Origin of the sequence: Nocardiopsis terrae (assembly GCF_014651695.1) — a bacterium.
Classification (GTDB): domain Bacteria; phylum Actinomycetota; class Actinomycetes; order Streptosporangiales; family Streptosporangiaceae; genus Nocardiopsis; species Nocardiopsis terrae.
In genome coordinates, this window is sequence record NZ_BMXJ01000011.1 from 20,212 (window position 1) to 46,157 (window position 25,946).

General features: G+C 70.0%; 24 protein-coding genes and 1 tRNA gene. 11 read left to right on the forward strand and 14 right to left on the reverse strand.

The window, feature by feature from the left end; genetic code table 11:
• Nucleotides 1-22: 22 nt before the first annotated feature.
• Nucleotides 23-676, reverse strand: a complete 654-nt coding sequence (locus IE195_RS24935) for an NUDIX hydrolase (protein WP_191275997.1) — start codon at nucleotides 674-676, stop codon at nucleotides 23-25.
• Between the two features lie 249 nt (nucleotides 677-925).
• Nucleotides 926-1,669, reverse strand: coding sequence for an endonuclease III (gene nth, locus IE195_RS24940; RefSeq protein WP_191275999.1), 744 nt, complete (start codon nucleotides 1,667-1,669; stop codon nucleotides 926-928).
• Nucleotides 1,670-1,947: 278 nt separating this feature from the next.
• Between nth and IE195_RS24945 the strand changes: the two genes are divergently transcribed.
• Nucleotides 1,948-2,631, forward strand: a complete 684-nt coding sequence (locus IE195_RS24945; RefSeq protein WP_014908639.1) for a Crp/Fnr family transcriptional regulator — start codon at nucleotides 1,948-1,950, stop codon at nucleotides 2,629-2,631.
• A gap of 389 nt (nucleotides 2,632-3,020) precedes the next feature.
• Here the strand turns inward: IE195_RS24945 and IE195_RS24950 are convergent, their stop codons facing one another.
• The 4 genes from IE195_RS24950 to IE195_RS24965 all read right to left on the reverse strand — a co-directional run bounded on the left by IE195_RS24950 (nucleotide 3,021) and on the right by IE195_RS24965 (nucleotide 5,469).
• On the reverse strand, nucleotides 3,021-3,827 hold the full coding sequence (locus IE195_RS24950; RefSeq protein ID WP_191276001.1) for an MBL fold metallo-hydrolase: 807 nt from the start codon (nucleotides 3,825-3,827) through the stop codon (nucleotides 3,021-3,023).
• 108 nt (nucleotides 3,828-3,935) lie between these two features.
• The gene (locus tag IE195_RS24955; RefSeq protein ID WP_191276003.1) at nucleotides 3,936-4,775 is read right to left on the reverse strand and encodes an NUDIX hydrolase; all 840 of its coding nucleotides are present in this window, start codon (nucleotides 4,773-4,775) and stop codon (nucleotides 3,936-3,938) included.
• 58 nt (nucleotides 4,776-4,833) lie between these two features.
• Nucleotides 4,834-5,295 (reverse strand): RidA family protein, encoded by a 462-nt coding sequence (locus tag IE195_RS24960; RefSeq protein ID WP_191276005.1) that lies wholly within the window; start codon nucleotides 5,293-5,295, stop codon nucleotides 4,834-4,836.
• Nucleotides 5,296-5,469 carry a DUF4177 domain-containing protein gene (locus IE195_RS24965; protein ID WP_017590156.1) on the reverse strand — a complete coding sequence of 58 codons (174 nt, stop codon included), beginning with the start codon at nucleotides 5,467-5,469 and terminating at the stop codon, nucleotides 5,296-5,298.
• A 148-nt stretch (nucleotides 5,470-5,617) separates the two neighbouring features.
• On the opposite strand from IE195_RS24965, the gene bagA reads away from it, so the two are divergent.
• The 3 genes from bagA (at nucleotide 5,618) to IE195_RS24980 (ending at nucleotide 10,897) form a co-directional block, all read left to right on the forward strand.
• Nucleotides 5,618-6,685 (forward strand): ATPase BagA, encoded by a 1,068-nt coding sequence (bagA, locus tag IE195_RS24970; protein WP_191276007.1) that lies wholly within the window; start codon nucleotides 5,618-5,620, stop codon nucleotides 6,683-6,685.
• The gene (gene bagB, locus IE195_RS24975) at nucleotides 6,682-7,893 is read left to right on the forward strand and encodes an ArsA family ATPase (protein WP_191276009.1); all 1,212 of its coding nucleotides are present in this window, start codon (nucleotides 6,682-6,684) and stop codon (nucleotides 7,891-7,893) included. The genes bagA and bagB overlap by 4 nt, the downstream gene beginning before the upstream one ends.
• Before the next feature lie 610 nt (nucleotides 7,894-8,503).
• Nucleotides 8,504-10,897, forward strand: coding sequence for a penicillin-binding protein (locus IE195_RS24980; RefSeq protein WP_191276011.1), 2,394 nt, complete (start codon nucleotides 8,504-8,506; stop codon nucleotides 10,895-10,897).
• A 171-nt stretch (nucleotides 10,898-11,068) separates the two neighbouring features.
• Here IE195_RS24980 and IE195_RS24985 read toward each other — a convergent pair whose 3' ends face one another.
• A complete protein-coding gene (locus IE195_RS24985) occupies nucleotides 11,069-11,521 on the reverse strand; it encodes a GatB/YqeY domain-containing protein (protein ID WP_191276014.1) in 453 nt (150 codons plus the stop codon).
• A 98-nt stretch (nucleotides 11,522-11,619) separates the two neighbouring features.
• Here IE195_RS24985 and IE195_RS24990 point away from each other — a divergent pair, with 98 nt between their 5' ends.
• Both IE195_RS24990 and IE195_RS24995 read left to right on the forward strand, forming a co-directional pair.
• Entirely contained in the window at nucleotides 11,620-12,540 is a 921-nt protein-coding gene (locus IE195_RS24990) for a metallophosphoesterase (protein WP_191276016.1), read from the forward strand.
• Between the two features lie 75 nt (nucleotides 12,541-12,615).
• Nucleotides 12,616-12,692, forward strand: a tRNA-Pro gene (locus tag IE195_RS24995).
• A 206-nt stretch (nucleotides 12,693-12,898) separates the two neighbouring features.
• On the opposite strand, the gene IE195_RS25000 is transcribed toward IE195_RS24995, so the two are convergent.
• Entirely contained in the window at nucleotides 12,899-13,486 is a 588-nt protein-coding gene (locus IE195_RS25000; protein WP_191276018.1) for a hypothetical protein, read from the reverse strand.
• Between the two features lie 111 nt (nucleotides 13,487-13,597).
• On the opposite strand from IE195_RS25000, the gene IE195_RS25005 reads away from it, so the two are divergent.
• Complete coding sequence (locus IE195_RS25005; RefSeq protein ID WP_191276020.1) at nucleotides 13,598-14,311, forward strand: CPBP family intramembrane glutamic endopeptidase; 714 nt, start codon at nucleotides 13,598-13,600, stop codon at nucleotides 14,309-14,311.
• A gap of 52 nt (nucleotides 14,312-14,363) precedes the next feature.
• On the opposite strand, the gene IE195_RS25010 is transcribed toward IE195_RS25005, so the two are convergent.
• The 3 genes from IE195_RS25010 to IE195_RS25020 form a co-directional block, all read right to left on the reverse strand.
• The gene (locus IE195_RS25010; protein WP_191276022.1) at nucleotides 14,364-15,074 is read right to left on the reverse strand and encodes a hypothetical protein; all 711 of its coding nucleotides are present in this window, start codon (nucleotides 15,072-15,074) and stop codon (nucleotides 14,364-14,366) included.
• Between the two features lie 47 nt (nucleotides 15,075-15,121).
• A complete protein-coding gene (locus tag IE195_RS25015) occupies nucleotides 15,122-15,733 on the reverse strand; it encodes a hypothetical protein (protein WP_229826442.1) in 612 nt (203 codons plus the stop codon).
• 475 nt (nucleotides 15,734-16,208) lie between these two features.
• Nucleotides 16,209-16,727 (reverse strand): lytic polysaccharide monooxygenase auxiliary activity family 9 protein, encoded by a 519-nt coding sequence (locus IE195_RS25020; RefSeq protein ID WP_191276034.1) that lies wholly within the window; start codon nucleotides 16,725-16,727, stop codon nucleotides 16,209-16,211.
• 583 nt (nucleotides 16,728-17,310) lie between these two features.
• Here IE195_RS25020 and IE195_RS25025 point away from each other — a divergent pair.
• The gene (locus IE195_RS25025; RefSeq protein ID WP_191276035.1) at nucleotides 17,311-18,168 is read left to right on the forward strand and encodes an oxygenase MpaB family protein; all 858 of its coding nucleotides are present in this window, start codon (nucleotides 17,311-17,313) and stop codon (nucleotides 18,166-18,168) included.
• A gap of 53 nt (nucleotides 18,169-18,221) precedes the next feature.
• Here the strand turns inward: IE195_RS25025 and IE195_RS25030 are convergent, their stop codons facing one another.
• Entirely contained in the window at nucleotides 18,222-21,221 is a 3,000-nt protein-coding gene (locus tag IE195_RS25030) for an AfsR/SARP family transcriptional regulator (RefSeq protein WP_444544299.1), read from the reverse strand.
• Nucleotides 21,222-21,328: 107 nt separating this feature from the next.
• The gene (locus IE195_RS25035) at nucleotides 21,329-21,499 is read right to left on the reverse strand and encodes a hypothetical protein (protein WP_191276037.1); all 171 of its coding nucleotides are present in this window, start codon (nucleotides 21,497-21,499) and stop codon (nucleotides 21,329-21,331) included.
• Between the two features lie 865 nt (nucleotides 21,500-22,364).
• On the opposite strand from IE195_RS25035, the gene IE195_RS25040 reads away from it, so the two are divergent.
• The 3 genes from IE195_RS25040 to IE195_RS25050 all read left to right on the forward strand — a co-directional run bounded on the left by IE195_RS25040 (nucleotide 22,365) and on the right by IE195_RS25050 (nucleotide 24,490).
• A complete protein-coding gene (locus IE195_RS25040; RefSeq protein WP_191276039.1) occupies nucleotides 22,365-22,892 on the forward strand; it encodes an NUDIX hydrolase in 528 nt (175 codons plus the stop codon).
• A gap of 200 nt (nucleotides 22,893-23,092) precedes the next feature.
• Nucleotides 23,093-23,530: a hypothetical protein gene (locus IE195_RS25045; protein ID WP_191276127.1), complete on the forward strand. Its 438-nt coding sequence runs from the start codon at nucleotides 23,093-23,095 to the stop codon at nucleotides 23,528-23,530.
• Between the two features lie 147 nt (nucleotides 23,531-23,677).
• The gene (locus IE195_RS25050; protein WP_191276129.1) at nucleotides 23,678-24,490 is read left to right on the forward strand and encodes a DUF2786 domain-containing protein; all 813 of its coding nucleotides are present in this window, start codon (nucleotides 23,678-23,680) and stop codon (nucleotides 24,488-24,490) included.
• A gap of 212 nt (nucleotides 24,491-24,702) precedes the next feature.
• Here the strand turns inward: IE195_RS25050 and dnaN are convergent, their stop codons facing one another.
• The gene (gene dnaN, locus IE195_RS25055; RefSeq protein WP_191276130.1) at nucleotides 24,703-25,845 is read right to left on the reverse strand and encodes a DNA polymerase III subunit beta; all 1,143 of its coding nucleotides are present in this window, start codon (nucleotides 25,843-25,845) and stop codon (nucleotides 24,703-24,705) included.
• Between the last annotated feature and the right edge of the window lie 101 nt (nucleotides 25,846-25,946).

Below are 25,946 nucleotides of genomic sequence, written 5' to 3' on the forward strand. Positions count from 1 at the left end.
GATGCCCTCCAAGAAGTGAGCGTTACCCGACCGGCCGGAGGCCCTGCGGGGTGGCTTCGAACACGTCAGTGAGACCGCTGTCATGCCACGGAAGTTCCCACCCGCCGAGAGTGAGCAGGCTGTCGATAATCGCACCCGTGAAGCCCCACACGAGCATGTTCTCCACCCTGAAGCCCGGGCCCCACACCGGCCCCGCCCCGTAGCGCACCTTGACCCGGTTGGCGGGGTCGGCGAGGTCGGCGACGGGCACCCTGGCGACGGCGGCCACCTCGCCGATGTCGGCGGCCCGGACCTCGGAGGGCTCGCGCCACCAGCCGAGGACGGGGACGACCCGGAAGTCGCTGAAGCTCAGGTAGAGCTCGGGCAGCCGACCGACCACATCGACCCCCGCGGGTACGACACCGGTCTCCTCCTCCGCCTCCCGCAGCGCGGCGGCCTCGGGCGAGGGGTCAGTGCTCTCGATCCGGCCGCCCGGGAAGGCGGGCTGTCCGGCGTGCCGGCGCAGACCGGCGTTGCGTTGGATGAGCAGCAGGTCGGGGCCCCGGTCCGTCTCACCGAAGAGGATGAGGACGGCCGACTCGCGGCCGCCCTGTTCGGGCGGGCGCATGGGTTCGGGCACCGGCATCGCCTGGGCGTCGTCCGCGAGCGCGGACAGCCAGAGCGGGGTCGAGTTCATACGCAGAACCTGTTCCGGGGGTTGTCGCGCCGACGTGTGGACATGTGCGGGGGTGCGGGCGCCTGGGGCGGGGGTTCGGTCACCTGGTCCTTCCCCGACCGGTCGTCTGATGGTCGGACCTCGCGCCCCGCGGGTCCGCCGGGTTCGGAAGGACCGGGGCGCCGGTCCGGACTGCTCCGGTGGCCCGTACCGGGACCGACGTGTGCGCACTCACGTGATTCAGGGTACAAACCGCCGCCGGCCCCGGGGTCACGCGAACGAGCGCATGCGCAGCAGCTTCTCCGCGGCCCGGGGGTCCGTCGGGCCCTCTCCGAAGGACGGGCACCAGCGGGCCAGCGGGCAGGCTCCGCAGGCGGGCCTACGGGCGTGGCACACGCGGCGCCCGTGCCACACCACGCGGTGGGAGAGCATCGTCCAGTCCTTGCGCGGGAAGAGTTCGCCGACCGCGTGTTCGACCTTGACCGGATCCTGTTCGTCGGTCCAGCCGAACCGCCGGACGAGCCGTCCGAAGTGGGTGTCGACCGTGATCCCCGGCACATCGAAGGCGTTACCGAGCAGTACGTTTGCGGTTTTTCGCCCCACACCGGGTAGTTTGACCAGGTCGTTGAGGTTCCCAGGGACCTCGCCGCCGTGCCGTTCGCACAGGGCCTGACCAAGACCCACCAGGCTGTTGGCCTTGGCCCGGAAGAACCCCGTCGAACGAATCATCTCCTCCAGCTCCTCACGCCCGGCCGAGGCGTAGGCCTCGGCATCGGGATAGCGCGCGAAGAGCGCCGGAGTGACCTGGTTGACCCGCTTGTCCGTGCACTGCGCGGACAGGATCGTCGCGACCAGGAGCTCCAGCGGGGTGGTGAAGTTCAGTTCGGCGTGGGCGTCCGGGTACAGCTCGGAGAGCTCCCGGTACATCTTTCGGGCGCGGCGGACCAGCGCGAGCCGGCTCTCACCGGTGGGCGTGGTGTACTCCGTGGGCACGTCTGGGGTGTCGCGAGGCATCGTCACAGGGTAGGCGCCCGGTTGCGGAGGCACGGCAGGGTCGTCGGAATTCGGCGGCGTACCGACGTTTCGACTGGTGACCGAGATTATGTAACCAATGTCCGGTCACCCGGCGCGGACAAGCCCTGACACAAGCCGGTTACGACTAGGATCGCATGGGCTGACGTCGGCTGTTGTGGGCACGTTGTCTCCCGGCGGACAAGCCGAGGTAACGACCTGGTTTCACACCTGGTTGCGATATACGTCACACTGTTGACGGTCAGGTTTTAGGAGGACGTGTGGACGAGATCAACGAGGTGCTCCGGAAAGCTCCTCTGTTCGAGGCGCTGGACGAGGAGGACACGGCCGCGCTCCGCTCCTCGGTGAACGAGGTGCGTCTCGGCCGCGGCCAGACCCTGTTCAACGAGGGCGACGAGGGCGACCGCCTGTACGTCATCCTCAGCGGGAAGGTGAAACTGACCCGCACGGCCGTCGACGGGCGGGAGAACCTGCTGGGGGTACTCGGCCCCAGCGAGATGTTCGGTGAACTGTCGCTGTTCGACCCGCGCCCGCGCACCGCGAGCGCCGTGGCCGTCACCGACTCCGTTCTCGCCGGACTGGGCCACGACGACCTTCGGCCGTTCCTGTCCAGCCGCCCGCAGGTGGGCCTGCAGCTGCTGAAGTCGCTGGCCGCCCGCCTGCGCCGGACCAACGACGTGATGGCCGACCTGGTCTTCACCGACGTGCCCGGCCGCGTGGCCAAGGCCCTGCTCGAACTCGCCGACAAGTTCGGCAAGGAGGGCGACGACGGCCTGCACGTCCACCACGACCTCACCCAGGAGGAGCTCGCCCAGCTGGTGGGCGCGTCCCGGGAGACGGTCAACAAGGCCCTCGCCGAGTTCGCCCTGCGCGGCTGGCTGCGGATCGAGGCCAAGGCCGTGGTGCTGCTGGACGTCGAGCGCATGCGCCGCCGCGCCCGCTAGGGCGTGTTCGGTGGGTGCTGCTCGTTGCGGAGAGGGTTGCTGCGCCGTAGGCGTCCGTTGAGGGTGGCGGCGGGCGACGGGCGGGCGTATCCAGTGGTGCTGGCACAAGGCCGAAGAAGGAGTGCCCCTACTGTGCCCTGCCTCGCAAGCTCGGCAGTGTCGCACAGCGGGGGCCCGCCCGGGTTTGGCTGTCGACTGATGAGAACGCAGGGCAAGTGCCGCTGGGGCGACGCGCAGCAGAGTATGTGTCCGCCGAACACGCCCTGGGGCCACTCCGGACGCTGTGCGGCCGTCACCCTCCGGGGTGACGGCCGCAGCGCTTCCAGGGCCCTCTCAGGGCCCCGCAGGACCCCTGGGGCGGCCCGGCGACCACTGCGCCGCGCGCAGGGTCAGCTCTCGACCCCCTCGGGGAGCTCCTCCTTGACCGCCAGGTAACGCAACTGCGCCCGGACCGAGGAGGCCGCCGCGGGGCGGATGCCCTCCACCACGTCCGGGTAGACCCGGTCGACGACCTCCTCGACCCTGGTCGCACCGGCCCGCACCGCCTCGCGCACCTGTGCCAGGCGCGCCTCGCGGTGGTCGATGTAGGAGTTCAGCGTCGCCAGCGGCGACGTCAGGACCGGACCGTGCCCGGGCAGCAGGATGCGTACCCGGTGCTCCACGACCAGGTCCCGGAGCCGGTACAGCGAGTCCATGTAGGGGGCGAGCCCGTCGTCCCCGTCGATCACCGGGGTCCCGTGGCCGAGGACGGTGTCACCGGTCAGGATCGCGCTGTCGGACTCCACGAAGAGGCAGACGGAGTCGTCCGTGTGCCCGGGGGTCGCCACGACCCGCAGCTCCAACCCGTCCGCGGTGAGCAGCTGGCCGTCCGCCAGACCGGAGCCGCCCACCCGCATCCCCGGGTCGACCGCGTGCACGGGGGCCCCGGTCAGCTCGGCGAAGTACCGCGAACCCTCGGTGTGGTCGAAGTGCCGGTGCGTCACCACCGTCATCAGGACCTGGGCGCCCTGTTCCTGAACGGTCCGCGCCACCCGTTCCAGGTGCCGCTCGTCGTGCGGCCCGGGGTCGACCACCACGACCCCGCGCGCACCCGGTTCCCGCAGGATCCAGGTGTTGGTTCCCTCCAACGTCATCGGGCCTGGGTTGGGGCACAGTACGCAGCTGGCGCGCAGTGTCCCGGAACCGTCGATCCTCATCGCACCTCGCTTCGCTCGCCGGAACCGGACTGGTCTGAAGGACGGCCAAGAGGACATGCAGGGAAACCTATCCGCGACGGAGCACTCCACACCGCCGGGAGCGGGCGCTCACGGAGCCGAGTCGGGCCCGGGCAGGGGGAATTCGCCCCCGTCCGGGGCAACGACACGGATCTGGCCGTCGATTTCCCGAACGTCCGGTTCGATGGGAACGATATCCCGCCGGGCCTCCCGCACGCCCGCGAGGGTCCGCCGGTCCGCAAGCTCGGCACAGGCGATCACGGTCGGCGGCAGCATCGGCATCCGACCCGCCTCCCACTCGGAGGCGACCACCGACGGATCCGTCCACCGGGTGTGGTCCGACTCCCCGCCGACGTCGCGCGCCTGCTGGCCAGGGGGAAGCTCGGCGGTGAAGAACCAGGTGTCGAAGCGGCGCGGCTGGTTCCTCGGGGTGATCCATCGCGACCACGCGCGCAGCCACTCCGAGCGCAGCACGAGACCGCGCCGGGACAGCACCTCGGTGAAGGAGCGGGAGCGGTCGATGAGACCGAGGCGGTCCCGTTCCCAGTCGTCCGTGGCGGTGTCCAGGGTGATGGCCTCCTCACCCGCCCGCTCCGGTTCGCTGGCCAGCAGGACACCGGTCTCCTCGAAGGTCTCCCGCACGGCGGCGCACACCAGGGCCCGGGCCATCGGCACGTCGGTGCCCAGGATCGCGGCCCACTCCCGCGGCCCCGGTCCGGTCCACGGGAGGTCGCCGTCGGCGTCGCGCCGGTCCACCCCGCCGCCGGGAAAGACATAGGCGCCCGGGGCGAAGCCCATGGAGGCGACCCTGCGCATCAGCAGGACCTCCATGGCGCAGTCCGCCCGGGCGCCCTCCGCTCCCGGCACCGGACGCAGCAGCATCACGGTGGCGGCGGGACGGGGCCGGGCCACATCGTCGTTCTCGGTCATCGACGTACTCCTGTCGTTCGCGAAAGCCGCGCTGTGGCCCGGGTCCCCCCGAGCCCGGTCAGCGGACCTCGACGATCATGTCAACCTCGACCGGAGCGTCCAGCGGCAGGGCCGCGACGCCGACGGCGGCACGGGCGTGCACCCCGGCCTCGCCGAAGACCTGGCCGAGCAGCTCACTGGCCCCGTTGACCACTCCGGGGTGCCCGGTGAAGTCGGGGGCGCTGGCGACGAAACCGCCGACCTTGACGATCCGCACCACGTCCGACAGCTCACCGATCTCGGCACGCACCGCCGCGACGGCGTTCAGCGCGCACACGGCGGCCAGCTCCTTCGCGGTTTCGGCGTCGACCTCGGCACCGACCTTGCCGGTCGCCGGGAGACTGCCATCGACGAACGGGAGCTGCCCGGAGACGTACACGTGGTCGCCGCTGCGGACAGCGGGCTGGTACGCCGCGACCGGCGGAACCACCTCGGGCAGGGTCAGGCCCAGCTCCGCGATCCGCTCCTCGGGGGTCGGCATCTACTTGGCCCGCTTCATGTAGGCGACGTACTGCTGGTTGCGCGGGTCGGTGCCCTCCGGCAGCGGCGCCGGCACGACGGACACCAGCTCCCAGCCGTCCTCACCCCAGTTGTCCAGGATCTGCTTGGTCGCGTGCGACAGCAGAGCAACGCTCTGGTATTCCCACTTGGACATCGTCCACCCCTCTCAGTAACCGGCGGTCCCGGGGGGACCGCACCTCAACGCCGCTCACCTTACTCACCCGCACCCACCCGGCCGGTCGAAGCGAGCCGGTGGCGCCTCGCCCGCGCTCCCCGCAGGGCGCGCGCATAGACTCCGTGGGGTGAGCGATCCTGAACGGGGGCCGCGCGACAGCGGCCCGGAGGCGGCGTTCGCCGGTGCCCGGCTGCACATCGTGACGGGCAAGGGCGGTACGGGGAAGACCACTGCGGCCGCGGCCCTGGCACTCTCCCTGGCCTCCCGGGGCGGGCGCGTGCTCCTGGTCGAGGTGGAGGGCCGTCAGGGGGTGGCCGCCCTGCTCGGGAGCGCCGCACTGCCCTACGAGGAGCGCGAGATGCTCCGCGCCGCGAACGGCGGTTCCGTCCACGTGCTGGCGGCGGACGCGGAGGCGGCCCTGCTGGAGTACCTGGAGATGTTCTACGGGATACGGCGGGCCGGGCAGGCGCTGACCCGGCTGGGAGCCGTGGACTTCGCCACCACCGTCGCACCCGGGCTCCGGGACGTACTGCTGACCGGCAAGGCCACCGAGGCGGTCCGGCGGCGCGCGGGCGGTCGGCGGCACTCCTCGGACGGCCCCGGGAACGCCCCCTTCCACTACGACAGCGTGGTCATGGACGCCCCGCCCACCGGTCGGATCGGGCAGTTCCTGAACGTCAACTCCGAGGTGGCCGGGCTGGCCCGGGTGGGACCGGTACGCAGCCACGCGGACCGCGTGATGGAGGTCATCCGCTCCGAGCGGACCCGGGTGCACTTCGTAACGCTGCTGGAGGAGATGCCCGCACAGGAGACCCGGGACGGGATCAACGAGATCAGCGGTCTGGGCCTCAACCTGGGCGCGGTCCTGGTGAACATGGTCGCCCCGCCCCTCCTCGGCGGCGCGGACCTGGCCGCCGCCGCGGCCGGGGAGCTGGACACCGCCGAACTCGTCCGCGGACTGAAGGCCGCCCGGCTGGAGACGGCGTCGGCGGAGGCACCCGAGGCGCTGGCCGCGGACCTCGCGGGTCAGGTGCGGGCGCACGCGCTGCGCCACCTGCTCCAGGAGAGGGTCCGCGGTGAACTCGAGGGGCTGGGACCCCCTCTCCTGGAACTGCCCCTGCTGGAGGGCGGGGCGGACCGTGCCGCGCTGGCGAGCCTGGCCCGGCGGCTGAGCGAACAGGGGGTGGGACGGTGACCGGCACCGATCCGGGGACGGCCCCCCGGCCCGAGGTGTCCGAGGCGGGCCGGTTGGACGCGGACGCCCTCGTCGACGACCCCGGGACACGGATCATCGTCTGCTGCGGCGCCGGCGGGGTCGGCAAGACCACCACCGCCGCGGCGCTGGGCGTGCGCGCGGCCGAACGCGGACGGCGGACCGTCGTGATCACCGTGGACCCGGCCCGGCGGCTGGCGCAGTCGATGGGACTGGAGGAACTGGACAACACCCCGCGCCCGGTACCGCTCTCCGGTGCGAACGGGGCGGCGGGGGGATCTGGCGGGGCCGGCGGCAGCCTGCACGCCATGATGCTCGACATGAAGCGGACCTTCGACGAGGTCGTCAGGGAGCACGCCGACCCCGAGCGGGCCCGGCAGATCCTGGCCAACCCCTTCTACCAGACCCTCTCCACGAGCTTCTCCGGCACACAGGAGTACATGGCGATGGAGAGGCTGGGGCAGCTGCGGCAGTCCGGCGAGTGGGACCTGATCGTGGTGGACACCCCGCCCAGCCGGTCCGCGTTGGACTTCCTCGACGCGCCCGAACGGCTCGGCCGCTTCCTGGACGGCAAGCTCATCCGGTTCCTGAGCGCGCCCGCGAGCACCGGGGCCTTCCGGCTGCTGGGGGCGGGTTTCAACGTGGTGGGCTCGGTGGTGGGCAGGATCGTCGGTACCCAGTTCCTGAACGACCTGCGTGCCTTCGTCTCCGCCTTCGACACGGTGTTCGGCGGGTTCCAGGAGCGCGCGGAACGCACGTACCGGCTGCTTCAGGCCCCGGGGACGGCGTTCGTGGTGGTGGCGGTCCCGGACACGGACTCGATGCGCGAGGCCTCCTACTTCGTGGAGCGGCTCGCGAAGGACTCCATGCCGTTGGCCGGGCTGGTGATCAACCGGACCCACCCCCTGCCGACCGGTCCGGGGGCGCGCCTGGGCGCCGCGGAGGCGCTGGCCGCCGCGGACTCCCTGGCCACGGGCGACCATCCGTTGGCGGGGGCTGCGCTGCGGTTGCACGCGGAGCGGGTCCGCGTGCACGAACGCGAGGCCGGACTGCGGGCCCGGCTGCTGTCCGCGCATCGGAGCCTGCGCGTCGTCGAGGTCGCGGCCCGCCCGGAGGACGTGCACGACCTGGCGGGACTGCGCGGGATCGGTTCCGCCCTCGCCGGGGAGGACGCATCTGGGGACCCCTGAGGTGCGGAGGGCTGGCGCGGAAGGCTGAGGAGCACCGGTGTCGGGCGTTCAGGAGACGGGAACAGGACAGCGGTCCCGGGAATCCGCGACCGGAAACCGTGGATTCGGACGAACCGGTCAGCGGGATCGATCCGGCGGAACAGCGCCTCCGGCACCCGTCGTCCGCTCCGTGTGCGGCCGCGCTCCCCCTCGTGTGCTCGCTCCCACGGTTCCAGGTGGTTGTCGTGCTCTGGTTGAGTGGAGGTGGAAACGGTGGCCCCCGCTACCGCGTGGGGTGCGGCGCACACGTGGCGTCACGGCACCCCCTCGTCTCGAGAACACGGTTCGGATCACCGCGCAGACAGAACCCGATCGGCCCGCTCTCCGTCTCATCGGACAGGGCCCGGAAGGGCTGCCGCGTGACCGACCGCTCCCCGCCCCGACCGGGGTGGGGGCACATGTCGGCCGAACCGCACCGGGGCCGGTCTGCGATAACCGTGAAAAGATGGTCCGGGGGCACGGCTCGTGCGTCGTCATGGGCGATTCGGCGTAAATACGCACCGTCTGTTACCGATCGCACCGCTTATAAGCGTTCGTGGTCACTTAGTCTGATGGGGTGGGTCAGGGGACATTGCTTCAAAGAATCAGCCAACTGGTGGTCGTCGGCGTGGTAGCCGGCCTCCTCGTCGCCGCGATGGCCCTCCCGGCCGTGGGCGGCATGGGGATCACAGCCCGCAACGTCGCCAGCGGCTTCCTGGACATGCCCAGCCAACTCGAGACACCGCCGCCCCCGCAGCGGTCCACCATCTACGACAGCGAAGGCGGCGTGATCGCCGAGATCTTCGACCAGAACCGTGAGCTCGTCGACATCGAAGACGTCTCCCCGGTGATGATCGACGCGATCATGGCGATCGAGGACGCCAGCTTCTACGAGCACGGCGGCCTGGACGTGTCCGGCACGCTGCGCGCCGCCGTCCGGACCCTGGGCGGCAACACAGAGGGCGCCTCCTCGATCACCCAGCAGTACGTCAAGAACGTGCAGATCGAGGCCGCCACCTCCCAGGAGGAACTGGACGAGGCCCGCGAGGAGACGATCGCCCGCAAGATCCGGGAACTGCGCTACGCGGTCGCCCTGGAACAGCGGATGACCAAGGACGAGATCCTCGAGGGCTACCTCAACATCGCCTACTTCAGTGACGGCGCCTACGGCGTCGAGTCCGCCGCACAGCACTTCTTCCAGGTGCCCGCGAGCGAACTGGAGCTGCACCAGGCCGCGACGATCGCCGGCCTCGTGCGCTACCCGTACCTGTACAACCCCCGGTTCTTCCCCGAGCAGACCATCGAACGGCGCAACGTCGTCCTGGACCGCATGGTCAGCACCGGTGCCATCACCGAGGAGGAGGCCGAGGAGGCCAAGACCGAGGACATGGACCTGGACCTGGACACCCCGCCCAACGGGTGCGTCCCCAGCGACCAGCCCTTCTTCTGCGACTACGTGGTGCAGGAGATCGAGCAGGACGAACGGTTCGGCCCCAACGAGACCGAGCGGGCGCGCTGGCTGCGCACCGCGGGCCTGGAGATCCACACCACCCTGGACCCGCAGACGCAGGACGCCGGGCAGGACGCCGTGGACAAGTGGGTCCCCCGCGACAACGAGTCGCGCAAGGTCGCCGCGCAGGTGGTCATCGAGCCCGGCACCGGCCACATCCTCGGCATGATGCAGAGCCGCAACTACGGGCCCGACGAGAGCAAGCTCGGCGAGACCTCGATCAACTTCACCACCGACGCGGACCGCGGCGGCAGCTCAGGTTTCCAGGCCGGTTCGACCTTCAAGGCGTTCACCCTCGCCGCCGCGCTGGAGCAGGGTCTCCCCTTCAGCACCTCGTTCAACTCACCGGCTTCCACCACGGTGAGCGGGCAGGTGTCCTGCAACGGCGGTCGGCTGCAGACCTGGTCGCCGAGCAACGCCGGTGACAGCAACGCGGGCAACCTCAACATGGTGTCCGGGACCAAGGCCTCCTCCAACACCTACTTCGCCCAGCTCCAGGCACGCGCCGGACTGTGCAACACGATGGAGATGGCGGAGAAGCTCGGGCTGAAGCGGGCCGACGGCACCCTGTTCACGGAGAACCCGAACTCCCTCGCCAACAGCAGCTTCACCCTCGGCAGCGAGGAGGTCTCCCCGATCCGGGTGGCCAACGCCTACGCGACCTTCTCCGCCGGCGGCACGTACTGCGAGCCCCAGGCCATCACCAGGATCGAGGACCGCCAGGCGGACACCACGATCGAGCTGGAACCGCAGTGCGAACGCGTGATCGACGAGGACGTCGCCGACGGCACCAGCTACCTGCTGTCGCAGACCTTCCACGGCGGTACCGCCTCCAACCTGGGCATCGGCCGTCCGGCGGCCGGCAAGACCGGCACCACCGACGGTTCCGCGGCGGCCTGGTTCGCCGGGTTCACCCCGCAGATGGCCAGCAGCGTGTTCGTGGGCGACCCGCGCGGCCCGCAGCAGTACCCGCTGCGCAACGTCACCATCGGCGACCGCCCCTACTCGGTCGTGTACGGGGCGACGATCCCGGGACCGATCTGGCAGGAGACCATGCGCGGCGCCCACGAGGGCCTGGAGGTCGAACAGCTGGCGTCCCCGCCCGGCAAGTTCGGCTCCACCTCCGAGTCCGCCCCCCGGTCCGGTGACGACGGGGACGAGGAGGCCAGCCCGGCCAGCCACGACGGCGGTGTTCCGAACGTGGTCGGCATGACCGAGGCGGCCGCCGTGTCGGCCCTGGAGGACGCCGGCTACTCGGTGAACGTCTCGGGCACGACCGTCCGGTCCTCAGAGCCCGAGGGCTCGGTGGCCGCGGTCAACCCCGACCCGGGCAGCCAGCTCCCCGAGGGCGCCACGGTCAACGTGTTCCTGAGCAGCGGCGGTGGCCAGGCCAGCACCGAGGACGCTCCGGGCAACGACGGCTGGTACCCGGTGACTCCCGCCGCGGGAGCGCCCGGCCGCGACGGCAGGGACTGACACCCGCGGGGCTCCGGGACTGACGGAGCAGGCGAAGGGGGCGGTGGTGACCTGGTCACCGCCGCCCCCTTACGTGTCGCCTGCCGCCGTGGTCCTGGCCGCGGCGCTGGACCGGGCGCACGAGAACCGCAGTAAGGGCAGGATCATCCGGGGAGGAGCCCGGCCGGATCGTTACGCCAGCTGGCCCTTGACCTCGGCGGCCACGCGGGCGCCGTCGGCCCGGCCCGCGATCCGGGAGTTGACGACCTTCATGACCTTGCCCATCTCCTTCATCCCGGAGGCGCCGGTCTCGGCGATCGCGGCGGCGACCAGCTCGGAGAGCTCCTCGTCGGTGAGGGGCTTGGGCAGGTAGTCCGAAAGGACCTCGCTCTCGGCCCGCTCGTTGGCGGCGGCCTCGGGGCGGTCGCCCTTGTCGAAGGCCTCCGCGGCCTCGCGGCGCTTCTTGGCCTCGCGGATCAGGAGCTTGGTGACCTCGTCGTCGGTGAGGGACCGCTGTGAAGTGCCCGCGGACTCCTCGGTGGTGATGGTGGTGAGCACCATGCGCAGGGTGGCGGTGCGGACCTTGTCCTTCGCCTTCATGGCGGCGGTCAGGTCGGACTTGAGGCGGTCTTTGAGTTCGGACATGGCCTGATCCTACGGCCGCCCCGGAGGAGCCCACCAACGGTTTGCGCACGGGAGGCCGGAGGATCTGAGACGATCGGTCGACGACGAAGGAGGACCGGATGGGCGCCGACAACAGACCGCTCCTGCGCCGGATCGGGCGCGCCGCCGCGATCACCGGCGCGGTCGGTGTGGCCGGACTGGGGTACGCCTCGGTGATCGAACGCAACTGGTTCCGGCTGCGCCGGTACGAACTCCCGCTGCTGCCCCCCGGCAGCCCGCGCCTGCGGATCCTGCACCTGGCCGACGCGCACCTGACGCCCGGGCGGAAGATGCTCATCGACTGGATCCGGGGCCTGGAGGCGTACGAGCCGGACCTGGTGGTCAACACCGGTGACTCGCTGGCCCACCCGGAGGCGGTGGGCCCCTTCATCGACGCCCTGGGGCCGCTCCTGGACCGCCCGGGCGCCTTCGTGTACGGGTCCAACGACCTGTTCTCACCGCAGCCGAAGAACCCGGCGCGCTACCTGTGGCGAACCAGCAAGACCGACTACAACAAGCGCCGGGTGCCGGACCTGCCCTGGCGTGACCTGGGCGCGGCCATGACGGCCTCGGGCTGGCTGGACCTGAACAACCACAAGGGTTCGCTGAAGGCCAACGGCCTGGACGTGGCCCTGGCCGGTGTGCACGACTCGCACATCAAGCTGGACCGCTACGAGGACGTGGCGGGCCCGGCCGACCCCGCGGCCGACGTCCGGCTGGGTGTGCTGCACTCCCCGGAGCCCGCCAACCTGGACCGCTTCGAGGCCGACGGCTACCAGCTCCTCCTCGCCGGGCACACGCACGGCGGCCAACTGTGCCTGCCGTTCTACGGGACGCTGGTCACCAACTGCGGGATCGACCGCAGGCGGGCCTGGGGGCTGAACGGGTACGGCGACGCATGGCTGCACGTGTCCGGCGGCCTGGGCACGTCCCCGTACGCCCCGGTGCGGTTCTGCTGCCGCCCCGAGGCCTCCCTCCTGGACCTGGTCGCCCGTCCCTGACCGGCCCGGTTCGGTTCGGGTGGAACTGACGTGCACAAGCACTCCCCGAGTCCGCTAGACTTGGGGACGTTGCTTCGGGGTGTAGCGCAGCTTGGCAGCGCGCTTCGTTCGGGACGAAGAGGTCGTGGGTTCAAATCCCGCCACCCCGACCAGTACGAAGGCCGGTCCTACGGGACCGGCCTTCGTCGTGTTGGGGGCCGGCGCGGTGGTCCGGCCTGGATCTCCGTGCTCGCCGGACCGCTAACGGAGCCCGGAGTGCAGCGGGAACCAGCGCTCCGCTCACCGGGGCGGGGCAAGGTGGGAAACCACGGGCCCCGCGAACCGTGCCGGGGACGTTCACAGCGGGTCGAACCTCCGGCTAGACCAGGCCCTCAACCTCTTCGTTCAGGAGCGCGCCGCGACGAAGGAACTCCGCCGCCGAGGCGAGCCCGAGACCGAGGAGCATGACGCCGACCGGCCACTCGACCAGCGGTTCCACGGCAGCACCCCCGACGGCGGACAGGTCGGCCCCGCCCACGACCGCGTGGGTACCGGCGGCCCGCAGCCCTCCCACGACCACGCCGCCGACCAGGACGACGGCGGCGCACGCACCGATCCTGCGCGCGTTCACGGCGGCGAAGGGGTCACCCGTGCGCAGTGAGCGCACGACGCGCAGCAGCAGCGTTCCCACGAGCACGATCAGCACGGCCACGAGGAGCGAGGGGCCCATCGTCCACGCCCGTTCGGCTGTGGTCGGGTCGGCCACCGTCAGATCGGCCGTGGCGGTGCCGGTGATCGCGAACCCTTCCCCGGAGGACGCGGACAGCGCGGCGGCAGGCACCTCGACGGGCACGACGAGGTGGTCCGCGACCAGTGTTCCCACAGCGGAGAACAGGGCCAGGAACACCCCCAGCGCCACCGCCAGGAGGGCCGTCCACTCGAACGCGCGTTGACGTATGACGCTCACATCTTCTCCCGTGCTCACACTCAGTACATATCGACAATCGATAAGCTTCGCTCTAGTGTATCGATTATCGATAAGAGCGCTACCCCCCGAACGCGAGCTACGGAGACTGCTGTGCCCGAAACCGCCCCCGTCCCCACTGCTGCCCCCGCCCCCGTCCGCTCGTCGGCGGTCTTCCTCACCGGAGCCTTCGTCTGCTTCGTCGTCCCGCCACTGACCCTCGGTCTACTGGTCCGGGACTCGCCTCCGCCCCTGGCCCTGGTCGCGGTGGCCCTCGCCGAACTCGTCTCGGCGGTGGTCCTGGTGTTCTGGTGGTTGCGGCGGAGGTCCCTGGCACCGTCCGCCGTCGGCCTGACCTCGCGCCACTGGGTCCGGGACGCACTGCTGGGAGCGGCGATCGTGCCCCCGCGCGTGTTGCTGGAGGTCGGTGTGCTGATCCCGATGGACGGGGGCGCCGAGAACCCGGGGGTCCAGGAGGTCCTCACCAACGCCTCGGCCGGCGTGGCGGCCCTCGCCGCCACACTGGTACTCGGCGTGGTGGGCGGCGGACTGGCCGAGGAGCTCTACTTCCGCGGCTTCCTCCTGGGCGCTCTGCCCACGGCCTTCGTCCACCGCAGGGCCGCCCTGTACGGGGCGGCTGCGGTATCCGTCCTGCTCTTCTCGGTGCTGCACCTGCCGGCCTCGGGCCCCGACATCGCCGCCATCGTCCTGGCCAGCGTGGTCTACACCGGCCTCTTCCTGCTGACCCGCCGTCTCACGGCGACCGTGGTCGCCCACTCCCTGTGGAACGTGTCGGCCGTGGTCGCCGTGCTGGCCGTCTACGGGTAGGCGTCCGGACCGGGGGCGAGCGCTGACCCGCCCGGGCGGACAGCCCCACACGTCACTCCAGTTCGGCCGCCGCGCGTTCGGCGATGGCGATGAGGGCCTCCTCGTCACCGGTGAAGTCGGCCCTCCCGGAACGATCCTCCCGGCCCTCGTCCGCCATGACCTCGACCAACAGGTCCCCGACCCGCACCAGCACCTCGGCCCTGCTGTACATGTCGTCCTCGGAGCCCTGGCGGTAGTGCGACACCACCGCCTCGTCGCCGAGGTCGAGCTCGCCCGCGTCCTGGACCTCCACGGACCAGTACTCGTCGGCGTCACCGTCGAGCAGCTCCCGCGCCCGAGCCTCGTAGTAGTCCTCGGCCTCCGACTCGCCCCGGAGGATCTCGCCCCTGTGGTCCGTGGGGTGCCGGTAGCCGAGGAAGAGGTCCCCGGGAGTCCCGTCCGAGTACTCCACGTTCCACGAGCAGGAGGACCTGCTCTCCGAGAACGACGCCGACGGCAGGAAGGCGGAGACGGCATCGAGCTGGGACCCGATGCTGACCCCGCACGGGTCGGTGGGCAGGCCCTCGAACTCCGGCCCCTGCGCGGCCGCACCCGAACCCGTTGCGGCGACCACCGCCACGACGGCCCCGGCCACCACCGTGTAGACCCCGAGCGTGGCCGCCACGGTGATCGCTACGGTCCGCCCGGTACCACCGCGGCGCGGGGGCGGCGCGGGAGGAGCGACGGGGGGCTGGGGGAACTGCTGTGCTGGACCGTTGTACACGGCGGTCTCCTGTTCTGGACGTCGTCGACGCGCTGCTCGGGGCGGGGTCACTCGAAGAAGGAGTCGGCGACCATCTCGGTGATCAGGTCCTCCGCCTCGTCCGCGTCCACGGTGGTTTCCGAGTACAGGGTGAAGGACAGCTGGCTCACGACGTCCCCCTCGCGTACGACGAGGGTCGCCCGCTGGTTGCCTGCGCCGGAGGAGAGCCCGTAGCTGACCTCGGTCAGTACGAGCACGCTCTCGTCCCCGTACCGGAGGGCCCTCTCCTCCGTGTCGAGGACACTCGACCCGTCCGAGAGGTAACTGGGGTCGGTGGCCTCGTCGACGATCATCTCGTAGAACTCGTCCGTGTCCCGGGGGACGTCCTCGCTCCCGCGATCCTCGGCCCTCTCCGCGTCGCTCTCCGACATCGGCACGGAACGCCTGAAGTACAGGTCGACGTCGGGCTCGTCGGCGATGGTGACCGTCCAGTTGCACCCGTTGGAGTAGACGGTCGTGTGCCAGGAGCCGACCTCGCCGTCCATCCGGCTGAGGGCCTGCTCATCGACGACCGCGCACGGGTCGTCGGTCGGCAGTCCCCGGGCGGGGTCCAGCCCGGAGGAGGAGCCGTAGGTGGAGACGACGGTCCAGGTGAGGACCCCGGCGACGGCCAGAGTCACGGCGGCGGTGACCGCGACGGTCAGGGCCTTCCGAGGGCCCCGCGCGGACGGCTGGGGCTGGCCCGGGAAACCCGGGGGGCCGGGAGGAGGCGGGGGCGGGCCGGGCTGTCCCGGTTGGCCGGGCTGGCCGGGGAAACCTGGCTGTCCGGGGAAGCCGGGGTGGCCCGGAGGACCCGCGGGGGGCGGGGGCTGCCCCGGTGGGCCGGAGCGGGGGTGTCCGGGAGGGGGAGGCGGGAAGGGCTGGCCCATGCGAAGAGGTCCGTCCGGGGATAGTCGAAACCTGACTCAACGCATGTTCCCACGGCTTGTCCGGCGAAAACGGTCCGTACCCCCGTTGGGGTGCCGATCCGGCCGACTCCGGCCAACTGGTGTGGTCGGGGGCGGGGGTGACTGCGGGACCGGCCTCCGCCGCGGAACGCCCCGGGGGGAGGTGCGTCCCGGCCCGGCTCGCGGGCCGGGCCGGGGGCCGCTCCTGTTACAGGGCGCCGATGTTCACGTCGACGCAGACGTAGAAGGCGTTCGGGGTGTCCGCGACGTTCCAGCGGGCCAGGACGGTCTGCTCACCGCTGTAACCGGAGAGGTCGACGTCGTGCGAGAAGTTGAACGGCGGCTGCACACCGCCCCCGTCGACGCTGTCCACGAGCTGGCCGTCGATGAAGTACTCCCACTCGGCGGTCGCGTGGGCGGCGGTGAGATTCCAGTCGAAGGTGGCGGTGGTGCCGACGGGTGTGGCGTCCCATCCGTAGTTGTCGTCGTCCAGTTCGGAGAAGATCTGGTTGCCGCCGGAGCAGCTCATCAGACCCTTGGGGCCCTCGACGCTCTGCGGCTCCCACTGGATGGGGCCGCAGGAGACGGTGCCCGCGGCGCACTGGGCCTGGCGGCTGGGCGGGTTGGAGATGTAGCCGTGGGCGCTGGCGGTGCCCGCGGGCATCAGCGTGAAGGCCAGGGCCGTCGCGGCGGCGACGGCCGCGGTGGAGCGGATCCTGCTGCTCATGGTCATGAAGAGAGCCCTTCCTGGGTCACGGCCTCGGGAGGCCGTAGCGGGGTGACCCGGGCCGTTGACGGCCCAGGGCGGGTGGGGCGTGCTCGCGGCCGGTTATTTCCGCGAGTCCCGGGTCAGGGGCGCCTGGGAAAGCTCCCGTGGGTTCCGGGATCCTCCGTCCACCCGGTGTCGAAGACCGTAAGGAGGTTGTCACTCCCGGTCAAGACCGCTGTCACCACTGGGACGGGTGTGACGTGTGTACCAGGTCGAGAGCCCAGTGGCGGGGCCTCTGGAGCTGGTACTGGCGAACGGGCGCGGACCCCGGGGCCCCGAACTGGTCCGATGTCCTCCCCGGGGCGGAACCGGTCTGCCGGAGGCAGGACTGAACCAATAGGTCGAACACAGACATGCCCGACCAGACCTCACCTTAAGGTGACAATTACCTTCCCTCCCTCCAGTGGAGAGCAGACCCCCTCCCGGTGGAGGACGCGCCGGACCAGCCCTGGAGCACCGCAGCCAGGGGAGGGCCGGGCAGCGCGAACCGGGCCGGGCGTGCCACCTGTGACGGGAAGGGGTATTGCCATACGATCCAGACATGGACCGATCGTCCGACGAATCAACGTTCAAGCGGATCAACGCCGAGGGAGCCCTGCTCGCCGGCGCCGGTTACGCGGTCCTGCTCCAGATCGCCCACCCCAGCGTCGCCCGGGGCGTCGCCGAGCACAGCGACTTCGCCTCCCGCCCCCTCGACCGGCTGCGCGGCACCCTGTACTACGTCTACGGGTCCGCCCACGGCACCCCCGAGGAACGTGAGCGCGTGCACGCCATCGTGCGCGCCATTCACCGCAGGGTCCGAGGCCCCGGCTACAACGCCCTCGACCCCGAACTGCTGTTGTGGGTCGCCGCGACCCTCCACCGGTCCGCGTTGCACGTCCACGAACTGACCGTCGCCGCGCTGTCCGAGGAGGAGCGCGAGGAGTTCCTGCGCGGCTCCGCGGTGTACGCCACAGCCCTGGGCCTGCCCGAGCGGGAGTGGCCGCGCAGCCCTGCGGAGTTCGACGCCTACTGGGAACGCGCCTGCGCCCGGCTGGAGGTCGGCCCGCAGGCCCGGGCACTGGCCGGAGAGCTCTTCTGGCCGAACAACAGGCTGCTGTGGCCGCTCACCCTGACCCAGCGGTTCCTCACCGGGGGTCTGCTGGACCCGGAGCTGCGGAGCGAGTTCGGCATCCCGTGGTCCCAGGCGCACCAGCGCGGGTTCGACCGCCTGATGGGGTTCGTCCGGGTCGTGTACCCGCGCCTGCCCAGAGCCGTGCGCACCCTGCCCGCAGCGCTGTACATGCGGTCGCTGCGGCGGAACAAGGGGTGGAAGGCGCCGAAACCGAAGAGGCCGGCCGGGGCGGGCGGATGTCCCCGGGTGCCGGGTAGGGGCAGCAGGGGCAACCGGGTGGCCTGAGGACCTGCGGGAGTCCGGCAAGGGCCCCGGTCGGAAGCCGCCGGAGAGCCGGTTCAGAGGTTCTTCAGCGCCTCGCGGGCCCGGTCCGCCTCGGGCAGCCCCAGTTCCTCGAAGGTCCCCAGCGCCTCCTCCAGGAGTCCGCGCGCCCGTTTGGGGTCCGTCACGGAGGCGGGCAGACCTCCGAGGGCGAGCGAGGCCCGCGCGGCGATGTAGCGCTCGTCGCGCTCGGTCGCGGTGGTGCGTGCCCTCTCCAGGGTTTCGGCTGCCTCCTCGTACCGGGAGGCCGCAGCGTAGGTCGTTCCCAGGTCCGTGAGGATCTCGGAGTCCCCACTGCGGTTGCCACTCTTGTCTGCCAGATCCAGCGCCTCAGCGTGGGCGTTCACCGCCTCCTTCCAGCACTGAGCTGCCCTGTAGGCCAATCCCAGAGAGTTGTGGATGTATATCTGCTGCCCGTCCAGCCGAAGCACATACGAGAGTTCCATTGCCTCGTTCAGGTCCTGGAAGGCGAGATCCAGTTGTCCCAGTCCAGCCCGGGCCTCACCTGTGACGCGTTTGGCATGGGCCCTGACCTCATCCTGGTCCTCACCAGAGGCTTTCGCGATCGCCTTCTCCGCGCATCGGATCGCCTCCTCATGCTCTCCCAAAGTCTGTCTGAGGACTGCGAGGTTCCCCCATTGGAGAGCTTCCAGCCGGAGATCGCCGAGCTCGATCGCATTGTCCATCACACCCTGAATGGCTTGAATCGAGTCTGCCAGCCGGCCCACGCGTTCGTAGACCATCCCCAGATTGGCCAGAGCTCGAACGACCCCCCTGCGGTCACCCACGGACTCCAGGATGGCCCGAGCTTCGGAGAGGAGGGACACCGATTCGTTGAAACGTCCCGCGAGGTAGTAAGCAATACCCAGACCGATCAAGGTAACGGCCCGACCCCGCTGGTTCCCCTGTTTCTCACTGATCTGTAGTGCCCGCTCGTGGGAACTGATCAGTAGTCCCATCTCACCGTGCAGAGCGTAGAACCTCCACACCGCCTCGGCCATGCGCCAGGCGAGTTCCCCGTTGTCACTGGCGGCGAAGTAGTCGATCGCCCCGGCCAGGTTCTCCTGGTGGAGGGAGAACCACTTCTCCGCGTCCTGCCGATCCGTGATCTCCGTCCGGTGTTCGGCCTCCGCTCCCCGTTCCTCGCTGAGGGCGCGTGGACCGAGTAGGTCAGCCGCCTGTTGTGCGGTCGACAGGTAGTACTCGGCCAGCCTCGTCCGGGTCATGGCGACTTCGTCGCTCCCGAAAGCGGACACCGCACGCACCAGCGAGAACTCCCTGATGAGATCGTGCATCCGGTAGACGTCCCCCTGGGGTTCGTCCAGCAGGCACATCCCGACGAGTTCCTGGAGGATGTCGTCCGCGTCCTCGGCCGTCACCTTCAACAGAGCAGCGCCACCGGCGAGGTCGATGGTGTTTCCGACCATCAGTCCCAGCAGAAGGAACGCGTTTCGTTGTTCGCTGTTGAGGCTCTGAAAAGAGAGGTCGATTGCGGACTCGACACTCTGCCCCTCAACCTGGAGCTCACGGAACTTGCGGTTCTCTTCCCCCAACCTCCGCGCCACGTGCGCGAACGTCCATCTCGGGCGGCTGAGCATGCGGCCGGCGATCACGCGAAGAGCCAGGGGGAGCCCACCGCAGATACGCGCGATCTCGTGCGCATGCTCGGGTTCCCTCCGGACACGCTCCTCGCCGAGGACACGGCCGAACAGTTCCAGGGAGGACTGTTCGTCGAGCATCCCCAAGGTGAGGAGACGCGCCCCGCTCAACCCGGACAAATCATTACGGGTCGTGATCAGCGTCAGGGACCCGGGGGATGAGGGTAGCAGTGGGCTGACCTGGGCATAACTGGAGACATTGTCCAGAATGAGGAGCGCTTTGCGACCCATCAACGTCGCCCGCCACAACGCCGAGCGTTCGTCGAGGGATTCGGGCACGTCTCCCGCGTCAACGCCCACGGCGCGCAGCAGGGCGCCGAGAGCCGAGGCCGGGTCCAGCGGTTCCTTGTTCGAGGTGTAGCCGTAGAGGTCAATGAACAGCTGTCCGTCAGGGTAGAGTTTGGCCGCCTCGTACCCGAACCGGACCGCTGTGGTGGTCTTTCCCTCTCCTCCGGCACCCGTGATGACGCAGACCTTTGCCCGACCGTCCTCGGTGCTGGCGAGTTCCTCCAACTGCCTCAGGGGTTCCTGGCGCCCCGTGAAATCGGGGAGGTCCCTGGGTAGGTCGTTCCGGACCAGATAGCCGAAGCTCGTTTCCGTTGTCCGCTCAACGGTCGGCCCCTCGGGGAGAGAGCTCTCCTCCTGAAGCATCCGGGTATAGAGGGCGACGAGCTCGGGCCCGGGGTCCACCCCCAGCTCCTCGGCGAGCCTGAAACGGAAGTTCTCGTACGCCGAAAGCGCCCCGGCACGTTCGTTGTCCCGCCACAGCGCTGTGATGAGCAGGTGGTGCAGGCGTTCACGGAAGGGTTCCTCGCTGGCGAAGGAGGTCAGCCTGGAGGCCACGTCCCGGTAGCGCCCCAGGTCCAGAGCTTGGACAGCCCACTCGATCACCGCCGAGGCCCGTTCCTCGCGCAGGGGGGCGACCACGGAGTGATCGAGGTACTCGGATCCGACACCGGAGAACGGGACCCCGCGCCAGCAGTCCAGCGCCCGGTCCAACAGCACCACGGCAGCCTCGGACTCGGACTTCGCCGCCCTTTTCCTCAGTTGGCGGAAACGGTGGAGATCGACGGATTCCGGATCGACGTCGAGGACGTAACCGCCAGGGGTGGTGACGATACTGGTCGGGAGGATTCTACGCAGGTGAGAGATCTGCACCTGGATGACCGAACGCGCTGTGCGCGGTGGATCGTCACTCCAAAGATAGCTGATGATCTGGTCAACGGTGACCTCACGCCCCACATTTACCAGGAGGGCTCCGAGGACACAACGCTGGCGGGGTCCGCCGACCGAGATCGGGTGACCGTCGGACCAGACAGTGATGGGACCAAGCACTCCGAATTCCACAAGCAGCAACACTAGCAAGGGGAATTAGGGAGAAAGCAGAAGGAGAACACGCCAACGGCTCCGAGTACCCCCCTCTGTACTGGCACTCGGAGTGACCGTCGGACTACTTCGTGAAGAGGTTACTTCTCCTCGGCGGGCTTCTCCTCAGCCGGAGCGGCCTCAGCGGGCTTCTCCTCGGCGGGGGAACCCTGCTCGGGGTTCGGCTCCTGGTAGGGGTGCATCTTCGCCACCGGCGCCACCTCGGCGACGATCGCCTCGAACTGCTCGTCCACGGTCAGCATCTTGGGCACTCGAACTCCTTTGCGTACAGCACTCGCGTAGAGCCTCAACGTAGCCCTACGTCGTCTACGAAGCATCATGGGACTTCACCCGCCCTCTGGCGGAGCCGCCATCCGTGGCGCTTCCGCCTCAGCTGCGCCACGGATGGCCTGTGTCCGACGGACGCCGGGCCTTCTGGGAGCCGCGAGCCGTCCTCACGCAGCTTCCGGCCCGACGAACGTGATTCACACTAGGGAGATCTTCTTGCGTTCCGCTTTCAACCGGCTTTCAGCGGGAGCGGAAAACCCAAGGTCACACGGTAACTACCTGTTGTTCACGATTTGCACTCTGGGAGCTTTCCTAAAACCCGCCGGACACTTCAGGTAACCGGACGAACACGATTCCGTCATTCTCGCAATCCTGGGAAGGACACGAGCCAGGGGCAACCCCGATCTCGGAACCGGTGAAACCAGTCGCACGGTTATTCCACTTACCCCCCGGCCCCGGGGCGAACCCCACATCGCCTCCGGGGGTTTCCGGTGCCGGGCACGAAAACCGGCGCTCCTCCCGAACCGACGCGTCGTGTCCCGACCCCCCGAAAGCCCGGCCCCGTTGCGGGACCGAGGGGCCCGGCTGCACCATCGGACCGCCTCCCGGGCGGGAGGGCCCCGGGCTCTCGGTGAGGATGGTCGCGCAGCAGCGGGGGCCGTGCCGCCGGACCCGTGCCGTGGAAGAAGGCCGGCGGGTACGGGGGAAGAAAGGCTGCGGAAGAGGTCGGGCGGGCCGTAGGTTCAAGGGATCAGCGGGAATGATCCCCGCGGTTTCCGGTTGTCCACAGGCGGTGGGCGGCGGAGCACGATCGTCGGACACGAGCGACCGCTCTGGTTGGAGGGCTTGATGCAGGAGGGTGACGGAAACGGCTGGGTGAAGTTGGCCGACGGGTCCCGGAGGTGGGGCCTGTACGGTGCCGCCGGGCTGCTGTTGTACGCCACCGACGTGGCCGGTTCCGGTCACGTCCTTCTCCAGCACCGCGCTGGCTGGACCCACATGGGCGACACCTGGGGGATCCCGGGCGGGGCCCGCAACCGGGACGAGACCCCGTTGGAGGCCGCCGTGCGCGAGTTCCGCGAGGAGGTCGCGGGCGACCTCGAGGACTACACGGTCCTGGGCAGCCACGAGCAGGACCTGACCGTGTGGCGCTACGACACGTTCCTGCTGCGGATCCCCGTCCTGACCCCGTTCCGTCCCGGGAACGCGGAGAGCAACGAGATCCGCTGGGTACCGGTCGAGGAGGCCGAGGGGCTGCCCCTGCTGCCCGCCTTCCGTGCCGCCTGGCCGCACCTGCGGGCCGGTCTGCGCTCGGCGGCGGTCGGAGCCGGGGGTCACCACAGCGCCGACGCCGCGGGCACTTCCGCGGCCGACTGAACGTTGTTACCGGAAGAGGCACCCCGTGCGTCCCTCCGGGACGGCTCGTGTCGGGTTTCGCCGCCGGGGCAGGTGCCGAGGCGCCGCCTCGGGGGTAAGTCAGGGACGGGCCCTGATGTGCTGGTCGCCCCGGCCCGGCATGCTGGACGGGACGGCCCTGCGACGAGTGGGTGCCACGCGATTCGACTGGAGCTGTGAACATGACGCTGGAGCGCGGTAACGCATTCACTCCCGTCGCCTCGGCGGCGATGATCTGGCCGTGGGGGGCGTCCGTGATCGGCGGCACCGTGGCCGGTGCCCTGTCCTTCCTGGCCAACTTCGGCCTGGCGGGTATCCCCGCCGGGGTGACGACCGGCATCTTCTTCTTCGCCCTGATCGGCGGGGTCGGCGGCGTGCTGAGCAAGAAGAGCGACCGCCGCGGCCGCCGCTGGGCCGCCTCGTACCCGTTCCGCTACGCGAGTGCCCCGGCCCTGCTCGGCGGTGGCGCCACCGCCGTGGTGAGCTACATCGTGTCCGTGATCACTGACTTCGCGATCATCGGCGGGCTGTTCGGCGGCCTCTGGACGGGTCTTGGTGTGGGCCTTGCCCTGTGGCTCATCATCGGTGTCGTGGCCATGGTCGCCGGGGACAAGAAGTAGGCGCTTTCGGGTGGTGGTTCTGCGCCACCGTGATGGTGGCGGGGAACAGAAGGGCTTAGGCTCGATGTTTTCCGCCAAGGAGCGGATGGACCACACCTCACCTACGGGAGACAACCGGCGCCGATGACTGAAGCTGCTCGTCAGAAGATGGTCGAGCGGGTCCGCGGGCTCCTTCGCATGGCGGAGGACCCCGCGGTCACTGATGCCGAAAGCCAGGCGTTCACCGCCAAGGCCGCCGAGCTGATGACCCGCCACGCGATCGCCGAGGCCGAGGCCCGCGCCGAGAGGGGCGAGGAACCGGACGCGATCAGTCGCCTGGACTACACCGTCCCGGGGGTGGGCGGCCACGGCAAGGCCCGGGTCCGGGCCCTGGCCGACATCGCCGCCGCCTACGGGTGCCAGTCGGCGGTGCGCGGGAACAACTCCGAGAACACCGACCGGACCATCATCCTGGTGGGGACGGTCAGCGCCCTGGACGCCCTGCGGATGCTGATGCCGTCGATCTCCATGCAGATGGAGGCCTCGGCCAAGTTCATGAGTTCCGCGCACGTGACCGATATCCGGGAACTGCGCAACTACACGCGTTCCGAGCTGGAGACCGAGCGCAAGCGCTACTACCGGTCCTTCGTGCGCGCCTACGGTCAGGCGGTGGCCGAACGCATTCGTGAGTTTCGGGCGCGGCTCCAGGAAATGGCCTCGAACGACGACGACTCAGGCGTCACTGAGGGTAGCGGAGAGAACGGTTCGACACGTGGTGCGGAGTTGGTTCTCCGGGACGATCTGAACCGGGTGAACGAAGAGTTCCACAAGCAGTTCCCACAGTTGCGTAAACACCGCCCCGAGCGCACCCACAGCGCGGCCGGCTACCGGGCCGGGTACCGCCGCGGACGCCAGGCTGAGCTGGGTTTGGACACCCCGGTGACCAGTGGGCGGGCGTCCACCTTGGCCGAGGGCGAATAGCCCGCCACGCGGAGTTGTCCACAGGCTGTGCACAGATTCCACGCTGGCACTGTTTTCCCTTGTCAAAGGGGAAATGCGAGCCGATTCGAGAGGCCGTTCAGACCTCCGAAGGGGTCGATCACCCCGGGTTATCCACAGGCGGAGGATGAAGCCTGTGGATAACTCGCGCGCAGTCCTGTGGAGAACTTTCCCAAGAACGGGAAAACCGCTGGTCAAGTAACACGAAGGGGCTGGACGAGGTAGCGGAAGGACGGCTCCTCGCCCTCCTTCGCCGGAACGTCGGTGAACACGGCGGGTTTGGTCGGTTCGGTGAAGTTCAGACGGGCGGTGTCGGTCCCCACCCCGCTGAGCCCGTCCACCAGGTAGTCGGGCCGGAAGGCCAGCCGGATCGGCTCCCCCTCGTACCCGACCCCGATGGCCTCCACGGCCTGGGCGTCGTCCCCCGAACCCGCCTCCAGCACGACCTCACCCTCCGTGAAGGCGAGCCGTAGCGGCGTGTTCCGGTCAGCCACCAAAGCCACCCGCTTGACCGCCTCCAGCAGCGGCGCGACCCCGACCTCGGCCCGGGCGGAGAACTCCGTGGGGAACCAGGCGCCGTACTTGACGAAGTCGCTGTCGATCAGCCGGGTGGTGGTCCGGCGTTCCCCGTTCTCGAAACCGATCATGCCCTCGCCCGGCGAGAGGCTGACCCCCCGGCCGACCTGGACGGTGGACAGGGCGATGTCCACGTTGCTCTGGTTGATCAGGCCCCGGACCGTGTTGGCCAGGGTGCGGGCGGGCACAAGGGCGGACACGTCGATCCCGGGGTCCTCGGGGCGCCACCACAGCTCGCGTACCGCGATGCGGTAGCGGTCGGTGGCCACCACACGCAGGGTGTCGCCGGTGAAGTCCAGATAGGCGCCGGTGAGCATGGGCAGGGTGTCGTCCCGGCTGGCCGCGGGGGTCACCTGGCGCACGGCGGCTGTGAGGGCGTCCGCGGGGACGGAGCCGATCCGTCCGGGCATGCCGGGCAGGCTCGGGTAGTCCTCCAGCGGCATGGTGATCAGCGTGAACCTGGCCGCGCCGCCGCTGACCAGTACCTTGGGCCCGTCGGTATCGATGCGCACCGTGCCGGAGGGCAGGTTGTTCACGATCTCGGCGAGCAGCCGGCCGGGGACCAGGGCGGCCCCGGGTTCCTCGGAGAGGACCTCGACGGAGGCGCGCGTGGAGACCTCGTAGTCGAAGCCGGACAGGTGCAGCGCGCTTCCGTCCGCGGAGACCTCCATCCGCATCCCCGCGAGCACGGGTACCGCGTGCCTGGCGGGCAGGGCCCGAGCGGTCCAGGCGACCGCCTCCGCGAACGCGTCGCGATCCACTCGAAGTCTCACTACGCTGCCTCCTGCGTCGACCCGTGCCCGTCCCGGTCAACGTACCCAGCGGCAACGACATTCGACAGGCCCGTGCCGGACCCGGCCAA

What these genes read in the sequence shown, in the direction of transcription:
- IE195_RS24935 (WP_191275997.1), bottom strand. Translation starts at nt 676, where the DNA reads ATGAACTCGACCCCGCTCTGGCTGTCCGCGCTCGCGGACGACGCCCAG.
- nth (WP_191275999.1), bottom strand. Translation starts at nt 1,669, where the DNA reads ATGCCTCGCGACACCCCAGACGTGCCCACGGAGTACACCACGCCCACC.
- IE195_RS24950 (WP_191276001.1), bottom strand. Translation starts at nt 3,827, where the DNA reads ATGAGGATCGACGGTTCCGGGACACTGCGCGCCAGCTGCGTACTGTGC.
- IE195_RS24955 (WP_191276003.1), bottom strand. Translation starts at nt 4,775, where the DNA reads ATGACCGAGAACGACGATGTGGCCCGGCCCCGTCCCGCCGCCACCGTG.
- IE195_RS24960 (WP_191276005.1), bottom strand. Translation starts at nt 5,295, where the DNA reads ATGCCGACCCCCGAGGAGCGGATCGCGGAGCTGGGCCTGACCCTGCCC.
- IE195_RS24965 (WP_017590156.1), bottom strand. Translation starts at nt 5,469, where the DNA reads ATGTCCAAGTGGGAATACCAGAGCGTTGCTCTGCTGTCGCACGCGACC.
- IE195_RS24985 (WP_191276014.1), bottom strand. Translation starts at nt 11,521, where the DNA reads ATGTCCGAACTCAAAGACCGCCTCAAGTCCGACCTGACCGCCGCCATG.
- IE195_RS24990 (WP_191276016.1), top strand. Translation starts at nt 11,620, where the DNA reads ATGGGCGCCGACAACAGACCGCTCCTGCGCCGGATCGGGCGCGCCGCC.
- IE195_RS25020 (WP_191276034.1), bottom strand. Translation starts at nt 16,727, where the DNA reads ATGAGCAGCAGGATCCGCTCCACCGCGGCCGTCGCCGCCGCGACGGCC.
- IE195_RS25025 (WP_191276035.1), top strand. Translation starts at nt 17,311, where the DNA reads ATGGACCGATCGTCCGACGAATCAACGTTCAAGCGGATCAACGCCGAG.
- IE195_RS25040 (WP_191276039.1), top strand. Translation starts at nt 22,365, where the DNA reads ATGCAGGAGGGTGACGGAAACGGCTGGGTGAAGTTGGCCGACGGGTCC.
- IE195_RS25045 (WP_191276127.1), top strand. Translation starts at nt 23,093, where the DNA reads ATGACGCTGGAGCGCGGTAACGCATTCACTCCCGTCGCCTCGGCGGCG.
- IE195_RS25050 (WP_191276129.1), top strand. Translation starts at nt 23,678, where the DNA reads ATGGTCGAGCGGGTCCGCGGGCTCCTTCGCATGGCGGAGGACCCCGCG.